Below are 16,827 nucleotides of genomic sequence, written 5' to 3' on the forward strand. Positions count from 1 at the left end.
GCTAGTGCCCACCACGATTTACGTTCTGCTCTGGAGCAACGTTTTTCCACTGAGCTTCAAGAGCCTTTTCTGCCGGCGAGGAAATGATCCCCTGCGGTGCGAAGATCTTTGAATCTACATATGGATCCTCGGTATTCACTCCACCGCCTCGCTTCTTAGCCTTGATAGTTTCAACAACGGCGGCGGCGATCACGATCACCGTGAGGACCAGGAAGATGACCGAAAGCCAGCCTTGAACTCCGGTGTTATACACAACGGCTTCCATGGCTTCGATGTTCTTCGCCGAGCCGAAGGAGGTTTCTCCATTAGCTAAGGCGTCCTTGAACGCATTGTGGTTGGAGAAGTAACCCACCTTGGTATCCGGGGAGAAAATCTTTTGCCATGAGGCAATAAAGGTAACCACGACGGTGAAGACCAGCGGCAGCACAATGACCCAGAGGTGCTTGAAGTTGCCACGCTTGGCAACAATCGTCATCACCACGGCCAAGGCGATCGCAGCGAGCAACTGGTTAGCGATACCGAACAGTGGGAAGAACGTATTGATTCCTCCCAGCGGGTCAGTCACTCCGAGGATGAGAATATACCCCCACCCGGCCACCATTATTAACGTACATAACCAGGCTCCGGGCCGCCACGAAGTGTCCTTGAACTTAGGGATGAAGTTACCGATAGTGTCTTGCAGCATGAAGCGAGCTACACGTGTGCCCGCATCTACAGCGGTCAAAATGAATAGTGCTTCAAACATGATGGCGAAGTGGTACCAGAACCCCATCATGGACACGCCACCGAACCACTGATTCATGATCACGGCAATGCCCACGGCGAGCGTTGGCGCGCCACCGGTGCGCGATACCACCGATGGTTCGCCCACATTTGCTGCGAGTTCGGTCAGCTGGCTTGGAATCAAGTCGACACCTGCCAGACCCAAGGAGTTCACGAACGCGACAGCAGTTTCTACGGTGCCACCGGTAGCCGCAGCCGAGGAGTTCATGGCGAAGTAAATTCCACGATCAATAGAGATCGCGGCGACCAGCGCCATGATGGCCACCATCGATTCCATGAGCATGCCACCGTAACCGAGAAAGCGGGTTTGGCGTTCCTTCTGGACCAGTTTCGGGGTGGTTCCCGAAGCGATAAGCGCATGGAAGCCGGAGAGCGCACCACAGGCGATGGTGACAAACAAGAATGGGAACAAGGAGCCCGATACTACCGGGCCGTCAGAACGCGAGGCGTACTCGGAGAATGCCGGAACGTCGATCTCTGGTCGGACCACGATGATGGCCGCGGCTAACAGACCGATGACGCCGATCTTCATGAAGGTCGAGAGGTAGTCACGCGGAGCAAGCAGCAACCAGACCGGTAGCACGGCCGCGATCACACCGTAAATGATGATCGCCCACGCGATGGTGGTGCGTTCTAGGTGGAAGAATTCTGCTCCCCAAGCCGATTCGGCGATCCAGCGACCCGAGACGATGGCAAACATCAGCAAGGCAAAACCGATAAGCGAAATCTCTAGGATCTTGCCTGGGCGTATAAAGCGCAGGTAGATGCCCATGAAGAGGGCGATGGGGATCGTTAGACCCACGGAGTAGACGCCCCAAGCCGATTCACCCAGCGCGTTCACAACCACCAGAGCCAAAATCGCCACGATGATGATCATGATAGCCAGAGTCGCAATCAGTGCCGCGGTACCACCAATTAGTCCCAACTCTTCGCGAGCCATCTGACCCAGCGAACGTCCTCCACGACGCATGGAGAAGAACAAGACCAGATAGTCCTGGACGGCACCGGCAAGAATAACACCCAAGATGATCCAGATGGTTCCCGGCAGGTAACCCATCTGGGCAGCGAGGATCGGACCGACCAACGGCCCGGCTCCGGCGATCGCTGCGAAGTGGTGCCCGAACAGCACCCGACGGTCGGTTGGGATAAAGTCTCGACCGTTGTTCATGTATTCGCCCGGCGTGGCCCGGAAGTCATCTGGCTTAGCAATCTTGCGCTCAATGTATTTCGCGTAGAAACGGTAGGCAATGAGATAGGTTGCTACGGCAGCGAACACAAACCAGATCGCGTTGATAGTCTCGCCACGGGAAAAGGCCAGCATGGACCAGGCCACGGCGCCAATCAAAGCGATGACAACCCAGATTGCGATACGCAACGGAGTCCAACGCTTATCCTCGCGTTCGGCGACTTCTGGGTCCACACCAGATGGCGGAAGTGCTTGTTGGGTACTCACTAAGAGCAGCCTCCTCGGAAAGTTTCAAGTGATGTTGATGACCAGCCCCTGTGGAACGAGTCACGTGGTACTACCACAGGGTCACTTTACGCGAAGAGGGCACTAGTAAATCAAGCCCTAACTACAATTTTTCCCACATGCGTTCCCGAATCAAAATATTCATGCGCCGAGATCAGATCCTCAAAATCGAATTTTTTGGTGACGTTCAGGTGTAGTTTCCCCGAGCCCAAAAGCGGTGCGATACGTTGCGCGGTTTCGGCAACTATTGCGGTCTTTTCCGCTGCCGGGCGGGCACGAAGTGTCGTACCAATAACCCGAGCTCGCTTACCCATCAACGTGCCCAGGTCCAGCTCGGCCTTTGCTCCACCTTGCAATCCGATGATTACAAGGCGCCCACCGACGGCGAGCGCCTTGAGGTTCATCGCCAAGTATTTGGCTCCCACCACGTCAAGAATGAGGTCTGCTCCCTTTGCATCGGTCAGTTCGCGAATTCGTTGAAGTACGTCTTCTTCGCGATAATTGATCCCCTCGTCGGCACCCAACGATTTGCAATAGTCGATCTTCTCTTCTGAGGAGGCGGTGACGATCACCGTCGCCCCGGCATCCTTAGCTAATTGAATGGCCATCGAACCAATACCTCCGGAGCCACCGTGAATCAGCAACGTTTCGCCTGCTTGGAGCTGGCCTTCAAGGAAAATATTTGAAACAACAGTGGAAGCCACTTCAGGCAGTCCGGCCGCTTCGACTAAGTCCAGCTGTTCTGGAATATCCAGTAAGTGGGATGCATCCACGCTGACGTACTGGGCATATCCGCCGCTGGCCAACAGTGCCGCCACGTGGTCACCTTCTGCGAACCCGGTAACTTGCTTTCCGACCCTAGCGATAACGCCTGAAACTTCGAGTCCTGGAATATCGCTTTCCCCTGGAGGCGGCGGGTACACACCCTTGCGTTGCTGCACATCAGCACGGTTCAATCCGAACGCGGCCACCTTGATCAATACCTCGTGGTCAGCGGGCTCTGGAATAGGGCGAGTTTGGCTTTCAAGCACCTCCGGACCACCTGCGCTGGCGTAGATGTAGGACTTCATCGTGTTGCTCATCTGAGTCGATTCCTCTCTTGGCTTGTTCATAGCGTATAATTTTTCGGGTTGGATGGTTGTCCGAGCGGCCTAAGGAGCTGGTCTTGAAAACCAGTGTGCGGTAACCCCGTACCAAGAGTTCAAATCTCTTACCATCCGCGTAACAGTCTGGGCGGGTAGATCAAATGATCTACCCGCCCAGACTTTCTTATTTAGCGCTTCCTGCCAAGAGCTCTTCCAAATTGACTCCGGCCATGCGCGCGATTTCTATGACTATTTGCTCCGCATCGCGCAAGGTTTGCGCCGCAGGATCTGTGGTGTCTCCGGCCTGAGCTGCAATGGCGGTGCCCCACTGTGCGGATGATAGTTGCAACCCGAGGACAAAGACTCCGCGGTGGGCCAAACCCTCTCCATTGATGAGCCGATGTGGCTCCCCAACAACATCAAATCCAGACCCTGTCATCTGTTCACCTTCCGCGTTGCGCCAGGTATGCGCACGTGCAACCTTTTCCGCTAGAAGTTGAGTAATCAGCGCCGTGTTGTTTTGCAATACCCGGTTGGCTGGCATCATTGCTTCACATAACACTTTGGCCTCGTAGACGTCAGTGTCGACCCATGGTGAGGAGGCGGTGAATTTGCCGCTCAGATCATTAAAACCAAATTCCGGCTCCGGCCCAATGAACTGCACCAGTGAGGCGCGGGACAACGCCAGTAGCTGTTCGATCCGTTCTAGGGGCGGACCGGAAGACAACCCCTCGACCAGTGGTTCGAAGTGTGTCTGCACCTCTTCAATTCGCGACTGTTCGTCCAAGATCCCCTTAGTGACCAAATCCTTGATCACCATGCGCCCTGCGTTCATAGTCATGATCGCCCGTGACAGTGGGTCTGACAGTCCCCCAGCGCTATGCCGAGCGTTGCCAGCCAGATACTCTCGCACTGTCTGTTGATACTCCTCGTGGGAGCCAAAACCAATCTGGTCAAACGGTCGAGCTAGTGACGGAATATCTAACCAGCTTAGATGCGGGAATTGCTCAATGTAGGTCCGCAATTCGCTAAGCCATACTTGGTTTCCTTCGTGGTGCTCGGCTTCGAGGATATCTTCCACTCCAACCAGGAATACCGTAGGGTCCTCGATCGTGTTGGCGGCTTCGATACTCGCACATTGTGAGTAATACGCCCACAAAATATCGCGGTGCAGCTGCGGCCAAATATGTCGGGAGAAACTTAGGGCTGCTTCTGGGTTCGAGCGACGGGCTTCGACGACTTTAATAATCAGATCCTCGGCATGGAAAAAGCGCAGGCTGATTTCGGCTGGGATGAATTCATCGACTACAGGTTTGCCCCAATACGGTGTTCCTCGACGCGAGGCTGCAATGAGTTGCGGTTCTTGTCCCGAGGCAATGTATTCAAAGCGTTGCCCGGGCTCGTCACTGACTTCCTTGAAGATTCCGCCACGGCCTAGGGTCAGCTCTGCCATTCCGTCAAAGAAATTAAGTCCCATGCCACGAAGGAGTGCGGGCTCGCCTGCGTGGAAATTCGAGTAGTCGACGTCAGCCGGCACAGCGGGGGGCAGATAGATAGCTTCTGCCTGTTCCGCTGCGCGTTGTAACTGCTTTTGCCAGGGGTTCAATTCAGAGCTTTGGTGGCCTAAGGCCAGGACTACCGTATCGACTGTTACTTGTTCCGTACCGTGATTGGCAGGGCCCGAAACCTCGTACTCGAGTTGGTATCCGATACCTTGTGGTCGAACCGCGATAACTTCGGCAGGAACGTAATTCACCACAATGTTTGGATGTGCATCGAGTACCTGAACACAGGAGTCGTATACATGTTCTAGGTAGCATCCGTAGATTGCTCGTGGCGGATAGGTGCCGCGGCGAGTGTTGCGTAAGGTTGCAGCTTCCCGTTCATCTAGTGGATGTCCGTCGCCATGGTTGTCAACAAACTGCTGGAAGCTAAGTCCAGGCTCGGTCACGACTCGTTCTGGAGCCACCGTAGGGAATGAGGCTGGTGTATTCATCAGAAAGTGCGGAGACTGTTTAGGGCTCCATACGTGCCCGGAACCCGGGCGGTACGGGTCAAATACGGTCACACGCACCATCGTTGCTAGTTCAGGCACTTTGATGGCCAGTTTGGCAAGGCGTTCAATGACGCTGGTACCGCGCGGGCCAGCACCAATGATAGCGATGTTGTACTGCGGCTGGGTTTCTTCCGACAAGATGCTCACCTTTCAAGATTATTACCTCCTAGCAAATTCTTGGGTCTGCTCTGGGGCCATCTCTGCAGCAACCGCTCGGAACTTGCCGCCTACAACGTGACCGGTTCACTTCCGCGGTCCAATGCATAGACTGTGTTTATGACTTCATTCTCCTCCGATTCTCTGGCAACGACAGATCGATACGCTTGGCTCGAGGGCATCCATGATGCTGCCGCTTTAGATTGGGTACGCACTCAAACTCAGCGAACGGAGGCTGAACTTCACGATGAAGATTACGCCCAGAGTGTTGTGGCCATCCGTAAGGTTTTGGACTCGACGGACCGCATTGCGATGGTTACCAAACGTGGCGACTTCTACTACAACTTTTGGCGTGATGCCGAGCATCGGTTAGGAATCTGGCGTCGCACCACCTGGGACTCCTACTGCAGCGAGAGCCCTGTTTGGGAGCTACTACTCGATATGGATCAGTACGCCACTTCACAGGGTGCACAGTGGCATTTCGCTGGGTCTTCATTCCTGCGCCCCACGCCCGGTGAACCCCACCGTAAGGCCCTGATCAGGTTGAGCCCCGATGGTGGAGACCAGGTGAGAATTCGTGAATTCGACCTGGAAAATCTTCGCTTCATCGAGGACGGATTTGACCTAGCAGTAGCTAAGACCTCGGCTAGCTGGATCGACGAAGACACCTTACTTGTCACCTCGGCCACCGACGAAACCAATACGACGCGTTCCACCTATGCTTCCACAGCACGAAAGCTAACCCGCGGCGCATCCTTAGCTGACGCCGACGTTGTTTTTGAAGTTGATCAGGAGCATGTGGCGGCATTTTGTTATTACGACTCAACTCCGGGTTTTGAACGTATCGTCACCACTGACGCCATCGATTTTTACAACTCCCACACCGGCATCATTGTCGACGGAACCCACCATAAAATTGACGTGCCCACCGATGTTCAGGTCAGTCTGCACCGCCAATGGGTACTCTTTGCTCCACAGACCGATTGGACGCATCAGGGCCAGCTGATCCCGGCAGGCTCCCTAGCGCTGAGCCACCTTGCTGATTTCTTAGACGATGGACGCATTGCACAAGTGGTGTTCGTTCCTGACGCAAAGACTTCCTTACAAGGGCTGGACTTTACCGCTAACTATTTACTCGTCTCGGTGCTGCATGATGTCGCCGCCCAGATTTTAGTCTTTGACCTGCGCAATAATTTTGCGCAGTCCACGTTGCCTGTGGAAGACCCGATGCTCAGCGTATCGGTGAGCGCGGTGGACGATGAGGACACGGCAACGGCCGACGACTACTGGATGACTATTACCGGTTTCACCACCCCGACCACGCTGCTTCGCGGTTCTGTCGGCGAACCGGCTACTGTGCTGAAGCGTTCACCAGAACGATTTGATGCCAGTGGTTTCGCGGTGACCCAACACTTTGCGCGTTCAAAGGATGGTACGCGTGTTCCATATTTTCAGATAGCCGATGCGCAGCTGGAACTCGACGGTGAAAATTCGGTATTGATGGACGGCTACGGAGGCTTCCAACACAGCATGACTCCTGGGTACTCCCCTGCAATGGGAGTTGGCTGGTTGAGCAAACGCTCAGCCAACGGGCGGCGTCCAGTTTATGTCATGACGAATATTCGCGGCGGCGGGGAATATGGGCCCGGGTGGCACCGGGCGGCATTACGCGAAAAGCGACACCGTGCTTATGAGGACTTTGCTGCCATTGCCGAAGACCTCGTGACCCGCGGTGTGACCAAACGTGAACGTCTCGCGGCCACCGGTCGCTCCAATGGTGGTTTGTTGATGGGCAATATGATCACCGGCTACCCACAGCTGTTTGGTGCCATCTCCTGCGGGGTACCGCTGCTAGATATGCGCCGCTATACCCAGCTCGCTGCCGGGCATTCCTGGATTGCTGAGTATGGAGACCCAGATGTTCCCGAAGACTGGGAGTTCGTGCGCACCTTTTCCCCGCTACACCGTTTGACCGATCAACCGCACCCCATCGGGGACTACCCTGCATCGCTGATCTGGACTACCACCACCGATGACCGTGTGGGTCCGTCACAAGCGCGGAAGATGGCCGCAAAGATGATGGACCTAGGAATCTCCAATGTTCGTTACCATGAGCCTGAGAATGGCGGCCACGCCGGATCCACAGATAATGATTCCACTGCGCGAATGCTAGCTACTAGCTACGAATTCCTGTGGCGACAGGTACGTTAACACCCTCGTTTTGGAACACTCGGCTATGTTCAGGTAGGCTAGATTTTGCTGGAAACAGCGGATGGATACGTGCCAGAGCGGCCGAATGGGCTTCACTGCTAATGAAGTGTCGGGGTTAAACTCGACCGGGAGTTCGAATCTCCCCGTGTCCGCCAAAACCCCCTAGGAAACTAGGGGGTTTTACTTTTTCTCTTGGCAGTTCATACAACATAGTTCCGGGATGCGGTTTAACGCACTAACCCCCAAACTTCGGCATTTATTGCCATCAGTTCAGGGGTTTTCAAACTTTATTTCAGACCGCGTTCCACATCATGAGCGACCTCTTTGATGCGTTCTTCCGCTTCGCGCAGCTTCTGCGCTATATCTGCATTATGTTGTTCGTTCTGACGTTCATCGTCACCGATGGGCGGTACAGTCTGGTCCGTATTCTTATTACTCGGTTCCATCGTCAGGTTCCTTTCGTGAGCGAAGACACAAGGCCGGTAGTCCCTCACGATAGCCAACTGTCTCTACCGAAGCAACGTTCAAATGCGAAACCTAGTCTTTGCGTTTCACGAAGGTGCGCAGCATATTCTGCACAATATCTTCGGGTAGTTGCGTGTGCCGCACGATAATCTCTGACATCCGTTCTAGATCAGTATCGGCGATAGCATCAAAGAGTGCTTCACGCTCCAGTTCGGGAAGATCTGCTGCGTCGAAGTGCACAGGACCTTCTGGGCCCTGACCTTCAAAACGGAAATCCGCAACGTTTCCGTGCGAACTTTGTCCCGCCATCGGCGAGGTCGAGATCATTCGTTCAAGGTCTTCGACGGGTAGTCCGGTGTGTCCATGAAGGATTTGCGCGGCACCGGAGAAATTCTCGTCGCGCAGCATCGAAAACAGTTGATCGTACTCGTTCGGAGGCAACTGTTCACTGGAGAACTCGTGCGATTCTCCCTCAACTTCAAATGCCATTTTAAAATGTGTGGCATTCTGTTCCTGCTCCGAGCCGAACTGGTTACTCCACTCTTCGGGCACCACCCAGAGGTCATCAGACTTTTCCAGGTCGACGTCCGGCGCTACAGCACCAGAAGTCGCTACCCCTGAGTCGTCGTCAGAATCGGTGATCTGCGCTTCGAGTTTGTCACGAAGCGCCTGAATCTCGGCTTCGTCTACCGGTAGTTCTTTGGCCGGAGCAGTCTGCGGGTAAGCGTCAAGGCTACGCACGGCAATCACACAGTTTTTGACGGTGTCACCGGTGACGGCACGGTAGTTCTGAACAGCACCCATTACGTCGCCTTTAGCGAGGTTGCGGTAAATCGCCTTGCGGGAGGTGTCATCCAACTTCGCATTTGCTTCCTGCGCCGCCTCGCGGTTAATGGCTTGTGAAATCTGTGCCGTATTTTTCTTCCGGACAGACTGAAGCCACACGTATCCGAGGGCAACAACAGCAATAGCAACAACGAGCCAGATGACGATCTCCATATCTCCAGACTACTTTGTTTAACTGTGCGATTATCCTGCTATGCCCAGAGTGAAAGGCAAAACACCCGGTGCCCCAGCAATCCGTACTGCCCGACCGGCCATTGCCAAGGACCAACGCGAGTCAGCCAAATCATCAACGAGCATCACCGGTCCCGGTGCTGTCGCCAGCATTTGATCGATTTGTGCAGGGATTTCAAATGCATCAGCCACCGCGGCAATGCGGAAGGCCGAATTGCCGCCAGGACCACCCTGTGGAGGTGCCCCACGGTACTCAAGCTGGCCCAAATAGCGAAGCTGACCAATCTGGGCCAGCCCCTGCGCTAGCGAAGTAATCAGCTGTGGGCGCTTGGTTGAAGGCATCGCCAAGACTGCTACTGGTCGTTGTTCCCAATTCCATTCGGCCAGCACCCTGGTGCAGGCTTCAAGCATCGCCGGGTCAACTGGATTATCCACCGGGTCAGCGAATAGTTGACGCAGTCTGTTGCCCCACCCCAAATCTGTCAGTCGCGCCAACGCACGTCCGGTGGATAATTGCTCATCTACCGGGATTTTCCCTTTTAGAGAATGTCCCAGGCGTTGTAGGCCAGACGGATAGAGCTTGCGAGGTTCAATTTGGACACCAGCCCGAACCAGAGCTGCTTGGGCGTTGTCTTTTGACTCGTCTGGAATGTGGTCATCGAACCATGTTCCGGCACAATTGTCGCAACGTCCGCAGGGCGCCGACTTTGGGTCATCCAGTGCCTTCGTAAGAAATTCCATGCGACAGCCACGAGTATTCTCATAATCGATCATCAGTGTCTGTTCGTGCACCCGACTCTGTGCCACACGCTTGTAGCGTTCTGCATCGTAGGCCCAAGGCATGTCGGTGCGCATCCAACCTCCGGCTACGCGTTCCACCGCCCCGTCGACAGCCAGGACTTTCAGCAGCAGTTCTAACGGCGACCTGCGCAGGTTAACGGCACTTTCAAGTGCTGGAACGCTCATTGCTCCGTCGGTTTGCCCTAGAGCTTCCAGTACTTGATTCGCGCGTTGCTGATCGGGCATGGAACTGGTGGCGAAGTACTCCCAGATTTCGGAATCATCTTGTCCTGGTAGCAAGAGGACGTCGGCATCGATACTTCCACGACCTGCACGGCCCACCTGTTGGTAGTAGGCCACCGGTGAACTGGGCGCCCCGACATGGATAACAAATCCTAGGTCTGGCTTATCAAATCCCATTCCTAACGCACTAGTAGCGATCAAGGCTTTTACTTCATTGGCTTTCAGCGCTTGTTCTAGCTTTTCGCGTTCTTCTAGGTCGGTACGTCCGGTATAGGCGGCGACCGGATGACCGGCATCGCGTAGCAACCGTGCAATATCTTCCGCCGCCGAGACGGTCAGCGTGTAAATAATGCCCGAACCGTGAAAATCATTGATGTGGCTGAGCAACCAAGCCAATTGCATACGTGGCGAGGGCAGACGCAGTACGCCTAACCGCAACGAGTCTCGGGCCAGTGTGCCACGTAAGGTGAAGACTTCCTGCGTTCCGCCGGAGAGCTGCTCTGCGACGTCTTGCACTACGCGTGTGTTCGCAGTTGCGGTGGTAGCGAGCACCGGAAGTCCCTGTGGCAGACGATTTATCAAATCGCGGATGCGTCGGTAATCGGGGCGGAAGTCGTGACCCCAATCGGAGATGCAATGCGCTTCGTCGATCACCAGAAGTCCCAGACGCTTCATCAGCATTGGAAGTTGGTGCTCACGGAAAGAGGGATTGTTCAGTCTTTCTGGGGATACCAGCAATACGTCAATTTCATCGCGTTCAAGCTTTGAAAGAATTTCGCGCCATTCAAGCACGTTGGCCGAGTTGATGGCAGCTGCCCGTACTCCGGCACGTTCGGCCGCGGCCACCTGGTCACGCATCAGAGCTAGCAACGGAGACACGATGAGGGTCGGTCCATAGCCTTGCTGACGGAGCAACAACGACGAAATGAAATAGACCGCGGATTTGCCCCAGCCGGTACGTTGCACCACCAGCGCCCGACGGCGTTCTTGGACCAGCGCGCTAATCGCTTCAAACTGGCCGTCGTGAAACTGCGCCTCTGGGTGCTGAACCAGGGCACGCAACTTCTGCAGCGCGAGATTCTTCAGATCGTTGTGCTCGTTGGCTTCCATGGTCATAGTATTTCAGTATCGGCCGACGTTTGGCTTGCCTCACGGCACGCATTGGGGACAACCGCGGGTAAGTGTAAGCCATTTCCCATGTACTAACTGGCCATTCGCCACCATCTCGTAGCAGCAAACCGGTAGTCTGAATGCTGTGAGTGAAGAAATTGACCTGAACCAAAGTTTCAAGGCCTATGACGTGCGTGGCGTAGTTGGCGAAAGCATCAACGCCGAAGCAGTCGAGGCCATTGGCGCCGCTTTTGTCGACGTGTTGTCCCTGGCTGGGAAGGACGTCCTAGTTGGTGGCGATATGCGCCCGACCAGTACGACCTTCGCGCAGGCGTTCGCCCGCGGCGCCACCTACCGTGGCGCGAACGTGGTGATGCTAGGACTAATTTCCACCGACGAACTTTATTTTGCTTCTGGCAAGCACAATGCTGCCGGGGTGGTGTTTACCGCCAGCCACAACCCGGCCCAGTACAACGGCATTAAGATGTCTAAGGCCGGCGCCCGTCCGGTCTCTTCGGACACCGGACTATTTGATATTCGCGACCTGGCTCAGCAGTACCTCGATGAGGGATTGCCGGTGTCGGGCGACGGTGAGCAGGGGCGCATCAGCGAGCGCGACGTCTTGGCAGATTATGCAGCGTACCTGCGTGAATTAGTTGACTTATCGACGATTCGTCCGCTGAAGCTTGTAGTGGATGCGGGCAACGGCATGGGTGGTTTGACCACTCCTGCGGTGCTTGGCGATACTGTTCTCCCCGGATTACCGCTGGATATTGTGCCGTTGTATTTTGAACTTGATGGTACTTTCCCGAATCACCCGGCGAATCCGCTGGAACCAGAAAATCTCAAAGATTTGCAGGCCGCGGTGCTGGCTCATGGAGCGGACCTGGGTCTGGCATTTGATGGGGACGCGGATCGTTGCTTCGTGATCGATGAGCGTGGTTTGCCGTTGTCGCCAAGTGCGATCACCGCATTGGTTGCGGTGCGTGAAATCGCTCGGGTACAGGCCGAGGGCGAGGAAAATCCGGTGATCATTCACAACTTGATCACGTCCAAGGCCGTGCCTGAATTTGTTGAGAAGTCTGGTGGCATGGCGGTGATGACCCGTGTGGGTCACTCATTTATCAAGGCTGAAATGGCTGCACAGGGCGCGGTGTTCGGTGGTGAGCATTCGGCACACTATTACTTCCGTGATTTTTACAATGCGGATACCGGCATGCTTGCCGCGATGCATGTGCTGGCCGCGCTGGGTGGTCAGGATCTTCCGTTGTCGGAACTGGGCCGAGAATTTGAGCCGTATGTTGCTACCGGTGAGATTAACTCCGAGGTTGAAGATAAGGCTGGGGCTGTTGCCCGCGTTGTCGAGCATTTTGCTGGTCAGCCGGTGGATGTCACGACGCTGGATGGCACCACATTTACTGCCAAGGATGGTAGCTGGTGGATCAACTTGCGTCCGTCGAATACCGAACCTTTCCTGCGCTTTAACGGCGAAGGTGCCACGGCACAGATTATCGAACCAATTCGCGATACGGTTTTAGCAATCGTGCGTGAAGCACACATCACCAACTAAGGGGTTAGCACCGTGAATCTCGAAGATCTCGACGAGTCCGTTAAAGACGCATTGAACAAAGTTTTGGGCACCGCACTAGGTGTGGCCCGCGAACAGCTTGAGGAACAGGGTGTCTTCCTGCCTTTCGCCATCGCTTTGGAACCTAAGGAAGCCGATGGCGAGCCTGAACTGCGTTTGATCGCCGTTCCGCCCACGGACAATCCTGAAGATCCGGATGCTGACATTGATACCGAGGCGATGGCTGCGGATCTAGTACAGGTACTGAACGAGCAAGGAACTCACTTCGAAGCGATCGCTATCGCCTCGGATGTCTTGCTCGAAGCCGATGACCGCGACGCTATTCATGTGGTCGCTGAGCACAAGGTCGGTGCCGCACTAGCGATCGTCCAGCCATACTCGATGCCAGCCGAGCCTGGTGGCGATTGGACCTTCGAGGAGCCTTCGGCGGAGTCCGCCGAATCTATCTGGGCCAACACACAGCAGTAGACTGGGTTTATGAAACTCAGTGCCTTCGCCGACGTGTGCCTACGAACCGTGATGGTTCTAGGCGCACCCGGTGTCGGCCAATTGACCAGTCGTGAGATTTCCGAACTGGTCGGTGTCCCCTATAACCATGTGGCCAAGGCAGTCGTAGAATTACGTACTTTGGGACTCCTGGAGGTCACTCGCGGTCGCCATGGCGGTGCGCAAATCACCGAACGTGGTTTGGCCTATTCAGTCGGTACACTCTTGCGCTCGCTGGACTGGCGCGAAGATGTGGTCGACTGCACCACCCATGACGCAGTGGGAAATTGTCCGCTCTCGGCAGGGTGCCGTTTACGTTCGGCATTGAAGAGCGCCAGAGAGGCTTTTTACGCTTCACTAGACTCTTTAACGGTCACAGATATTTGTGAGAACTCTCCTGCGATCACGTTGTTGCCCTTCCCCACCGTGCGTCATAACGCGTAATCAACGCCTAAAATCCCGATAGCGGGACCTTCGATTTGCATTCTTCTTCTACGGGGCGTAGAACTTAACTCATAATCTTGCATTTTAAATACAAGATACATTTACCCTCTAAGGAGACAAGATGCTTTCAACCCAGTCCCGCCCAGTCATCGAAGCGACTCTGCCGATCATTGGCGCTCGCATCTCCAGCATTACCCCAAACTTCTATGACCGTCTCTTTGCCGCTCACCCACAGCTGCTCGACGGAATCTTCTCCCGCTCAAACCAGAAAAACGGAACCCAGCAGCAAGCACTGGCCGGCTCCATCGCGGTGTTCGCCACCCACCTGATCAATTCACCAGAAACTCTGCCAGAAACGATGTTGGCACGCATCGCCCACAAGCACACCTCACTGGGTGTCGTCGAAGAGCAGTACCCCATCGTGTACGAGCACCTCTTCGCCGCCATCGCCGAAGACCTAGGCGACGCGCTGACCCAAGAGATCGCAGATGCCTGGAGCGAGGTCTACTGGCTGATGGCTCACGCACTGATCAAGATCGAAAAGGGCCTCTACTCACAGCAGGCAAACGACGTCGTTTACAGCCAGTGGAAGCTCGCCGAGCGTACCGAAGAAGCCAACAACTCCGTCACCTTCAGCTTCGAACCAGCCGACGATATTGTCGCTTCGACCGCCAAGGCAGGACAGTTCGTTTCGGTTCGCATGCCGATGACCGATGGTTTGCGCCAGGTGCGCCAATACACCCTCAGCGGGGATGTCGAGAACACCGCACGCCGCACCGTAACCGTGAAGCTTGATGTGGATGGCGAGTTCACTCCGGTCATGCACAATTCGCTGAAAGTTGGCGACATCGTTGAACTTTCAAACCCCTACGGTGACCTGACCATCGATGAGTCCGGAGCACCACTGGTGATCGCTACCGCAGGTATTGGTTGCACCCCAAGTGCCGCAGCGCTGAGCACCCTGGCAGCACGTGGCTCCACCCGCAAACTCACCGTATTGCACGCCGACCAGGAATACACTGCCTGGCCACTACGTGAGCAAATGATCGAGTCGCTGAGCAAGCTGCCACAGGCCACGCTGAGCACCTGGTTCGAACGCGGCGAACTGCCAGAGCACATCGAGGCCAAGTCCGGTTACATGGATCTCAGCGATACCTTGACCGCCGACAGCCACGTCTACCTGTGTGGCCCGCTGCCGTTCATGCACGCGGTACGCGGCCAGGCTCTAGCCGCCGGTGTCCCTGCCCAGCACATCCACTATGAGGTCTTCGGCCCAGATGTATGGCTAGCAGCCTAACCATAAACTAGCTAAGCGCGACGCAGATTCGAATTATGGGGGAATCTGCATCGCGCTTAGCTATATTTAAAGGCTATTTATTTTTGTTCGGCTTCGGTATTTCTGGCTTACGCTTGGGAACCGCAGGTTTAGGATCAACCTGGCGCGGCTGACTTTCAGCCGATTCTGGCTGTGCACCTGACAGCTTCGTCGGCTTAGCTGGCTTCTCCTGTTTTGCCGCCTGTGGGTCCACTAAAATCTGATGAATGCTCGCGTCGCTGATCCACCGCCGCACTACCGAGTTGAACAGTAGCGGGTTCTCAATATTCCACTGGTGGTGCATGCCTGGCACGACCCGAGTTACCGCCTGCGGAAGGCCATGGCGTAACGCTTCAAAAGACTTCTGCACATGCTTAGGTTCCTTGCCCCCTGCCAATGCCAGCACCGGCCCACGATAGTTTGCCAGCTTGTCGGGAAGTCCGCCGGGATCCAGATCATCCATGATGGCGCGTAAATTCTCTGACTTCAGCAGCACACCATGTTCTGCGAACAACTCCCGTTCGTCATCCACCATGCCATAGGCGCCGGCCTGGAAACGCCAGTACCATTCACTGCCAATCAGTTTCAGCGCCATCCGGTTCATTGCGCGTGCGGCTGCCGGCACGCCGGTGACCGGGGTACCTGTCAGCAGCAAGGAATCGACCAGTTCTGGATGTCGCGCAGCCACATGCAGGGCAATCACCCCGCCTAAGGAAATACCTACCAGGTGCACCCCACCTTCGGAGACCTCATCGGCGATAAGCGCCGCCACGTCATCGGCGGCCGAGTCTAAACCCTGCCAAGTCTCTTCGCTGCGCGCGCCGAAAGCGGGAAGATGCAAGGTCAGCACATTGAAGTCGCCAAAGGCTAGAACCTGCGGATCCCAGCTCCAATTACCAACATTTCCGCCATGTAAAAAAACCAGCGTTTGGGCGGGTTTATCTCTTCCGGACGCACGACGTGCTGGATGTAGTTCGGGATAGTCGGTTGCGTCCCTGCTGAACTTCTTCTCAGTGGAACCGGCGTCTTTGCCTGGTGTCATGGCAGATGCTCCATTACTGCGTCAAGCCATTCCAGCTCGGCGGCCTGCTGTCGAATTGCATGGTCCAAGGTGGCGGCCATGAGGAAGCTGCGGCGGTCCGCCGCCGCTCGCATGTCGATGCCTTCACGTTGGGAGAGATAGTCATCTAAAACGGCCTGAGTTTTGACCCGACGTTCGGTCAGAAGCTGATCAATATCCTCACGGGGTAGCTCGGCCGCGAAAAATACCTGTCCCATGAAGGGGTCCCGCTCAGTGCCCTGGGCCGCTCCGTCGGAAAGCCATCCAACCAGGGCCTGCCGACCGGCATCGGTAATGTGATGCTCTTGGCGGTCAGGATAGTTTGACTGCGCCACAGTGGTCACCGTCGCGTAGCCCTTATCAACTAGCTGAGCCAACGTGCGGTAGATCTGCGCTTTATCTGCGTTCCAAAAGTGATTAATGGAGGAGTCAAAATGTTTCTTGAGCTCATAACCAGTCATCGGTGCCAAACAGAGCAACCCTAGGATCAATCGTGCCAAAACCATGGATTCATCTTTTCATATTTAGTTGATTTTGCGGCTCTACTGACTCTTCCG

At 55.3% G+C, this 16,827-nt stretch carries 13 protein-coding genes and 2 tRNA genes; 7 read left to right on the top strand and 8 right to left on the bottom strand.

What is annotated here, in order from left to right; translation table 11 throughout:
- Position 1: 1 nt before the first annotated feature.
- Both CIK74_RS10730 and CIK74_RS10735 read right to left on the bottom strand, forming a co-directional pair.
- Positions 2–2,236: a carbon starvation CstA family protein gene (locus CIK74_RS10730; protein ID WP_229677219.1), complete on the bottom strand. Its 2,235-nt coding sequence runs from the start codon at positions 2,234–2,236 to the stop codon at positions 2–4.
- A 110-nt stretch (positions 2,237–2,346) separates the two neighbouring features.
- Positions 2,347–3,324, bottom strand: coding sequence for an NAD(P)H-quinone oxidoreductase (locus tag CIK74_RS10735; RefSeq protein WP_096256220.1), 978 nt, complete (start codon positions 3,322–3,324; stop codon positions 2,347–2,349).
- A gap of 62 nt (positions 3,325–3,386) precedes the next feature.
- On the opposite strand from CIK74_RS10735, the gene CIK74_RS10740 reads away from it, so the two are divergent.
- Positions 3,387–3,474 (top strand) — tRNA-Ser (locus CIK74_RS10740).
- Positions 3,475–3,523: 49 nt separating this feature from the next.
- On the opposite strand, the gene CIK74_RS10745 is transcribed toward CIK74_RS10740, so the two are convergent.
- The gene (locus CIK74_RS10745; protein WP_170947846.1) at positions 3,524–5,533 is read right to left on the bottom strand and encodes an FAD/NAD(P)-binding protein; all 2,010 of its coding nucleotides are present in this window, start codon (positions 5,531–5,533) and stop codon (positions 3,524–3,526) included.
- A gap of 138 nt (positions 5,534–5,671) precedes the next feature.
- Here CIK74_RS10745 and CIK74_RS10750 point away from each other — a divergent pair, with 138 nt between their 5' ends.
- Positions 5,672–7,762, top strand: a complete 2,091-nt coding sequence (locus tag CIK74_RS10750) for a prolyl oligopeptidase family serine peptidase (protein WP_096256208.1) — start codon at positions 5,672–5,674, stop codon at positions 7,760–7,762.
- A 63-nt stretch (positions 7,763–7,825) separates the two neighbouring features.
- Positions 7,826–7,917 (top strand) — tRNA-Ser (locus CIK74_RS10755).
- Between the two features lie 132 nt (positions 7,918–8,049).
- Here CIK74_RS10755 and CIK74_RS18785 read toward each other — a convergent pair.
- The 3 genes from CIK74_RS18785 to CIK74_RS10765 form a co-directional block, all read right to left on the bottom strand.
- On the bottom strand, positions 8,050–8,208 hold the full coding sequence (locus CIK74_RS18785) for a hypothetical protein (protein WP_170947847.1): 159 nt from the start codon (positions 8,206–8,208) through the stop codon (positions 8,050–8,052).
- A 91-nt stretch (positions 8,209–8,299) separates the two neighbouring features.
- Positions 8,300–9,226: a hypothetical protein gene (locus CIK74_RS10760; RefSeq protein ID WP_096256209.1), complete on the bottom strand. Its 927-nt coding sequence runs from the start codon at positions 9,224–9,226 to the stop codon at positions 8,300–8,302.
- Positions 9,227–9,256: 30 nt separating this feature from the next.
- Positions 9,257–11,377 carry a RecQ family ATP-dependent DNA helicase gene (locus CIK74_RS10765; protein ID WP_096256221.1) on the bottom strand — a complete coding sequence of 707 codons (2,121 nt, stop codon included), beginning with the start codon at positions 11,375–11,377 and terminating at the stop codon, positions 9,257–9,259.
- Between the two features lie 145 nt (positions 11,378–11,522).
- Between CIK74_RS10765 and CIK74_RS10770 the strand changes: the two genes are divergently transcribed.
- The 4 genes from CIK74_RS10770 to CIK74_RS10785 all read left to right on the top strand — a co-directional run bounded on the left by CIK74_RS10770 (position 11,523) and on the right by CIK74_RS10785 (position 15,192).
- Entirely contained in the window at positions 11,523–12,947 is a 1,425-nt protein-coding gene (locus CIK74_RS10770) for a phosphomannomutase/phosphoglucomutase (protein WP_096256210.1), read from the top strand.
- A gap of 12 nt (positions 12,948–12,959) precedes the next feature.
- Positions 12,960–13,433 carry a hypothetical protein gene (locus tag CIK74_RS10775; RefSeq protein ID WP_096256211.1) on the top strand — a complete coding sequence of 158 codons (474 nt, stop codon included), beginning with the start codon at positions 12,960–12,962 and terminating at the stop codon, positions 13,431–13,433.
- A 9-nt stretch (positions 13,434–13,442) separates the two neighbouring features.
- Positions 13,443–13,895 (top strand): Rrf2 family transcriptional regulator, encoded by a 453-nt coding sequence (locus CIK74_RS10780; RefSeq protein ID WP_096256212.1) that lies wholly within the window; start codon positions 13,443–13,445, stop codon positions 13,893–13,895.
- Positions 13,896–14,016: 121 nt separating this feature from the next.
- Positions 14,017–15,192 carry a globin domain-containing protein gene (locus tag CIK74_RS10785; RefSeq protein ID WP_096256213.1) on the top strand — a complete coding sequence of 392 codons (1,176 nt, stop codon included), beginning with the start codon at positions 14,017–14,019 and terminating at the stop codon, positions 15,190–15,192.
- Between the two features lie 73 nt (positions 15,193–15,265).
- Here the strand turns inward: CIK74_RS10785 and CIK74_RS10790 are convergent, their stop codons facing one another.
- Together CIK74_RS10790 and CIK74_RS10795 are read right to left on the bottom strand one after the other, a co-directional pair.
- Positions 15,266–16,252, bottom strand: a complete 987-nt coding sequence (locus CIK74_RS10790) for an alpha/beta hydrolase (protein ID WP_096256214.1) — start codon at positions 16,250–16,252, stop codon at positions 15,266–15,268.
- Positions 16,249–16,776, bottom strand: coding sequence for a PadR family transcriptional regulator (locus tag CIK74_RS10795; protein WP_096256215.1), 528 nt, complete (start codon positions 16,774–16,776; stop codon positions 16,249–16,251). The genes CIK74_RS10790 and CIK74_RS10795 overlap by 4 nt, the downstream gene beginning before the upstream one ends.
- Between the last annotated feature and the right edge of the window lie 51 nt (positions 16,777–16,827).

This window comes from Glutamicibacter sp. BW77 (assembly GCF_002332285.1).
Classification (GTDB): Bacteria; Actinomycetota; Actinomycetes; order Actinomycetales; family Micrococcaceae; genus Glutamicibacter; species Glutamicibacter bergerei.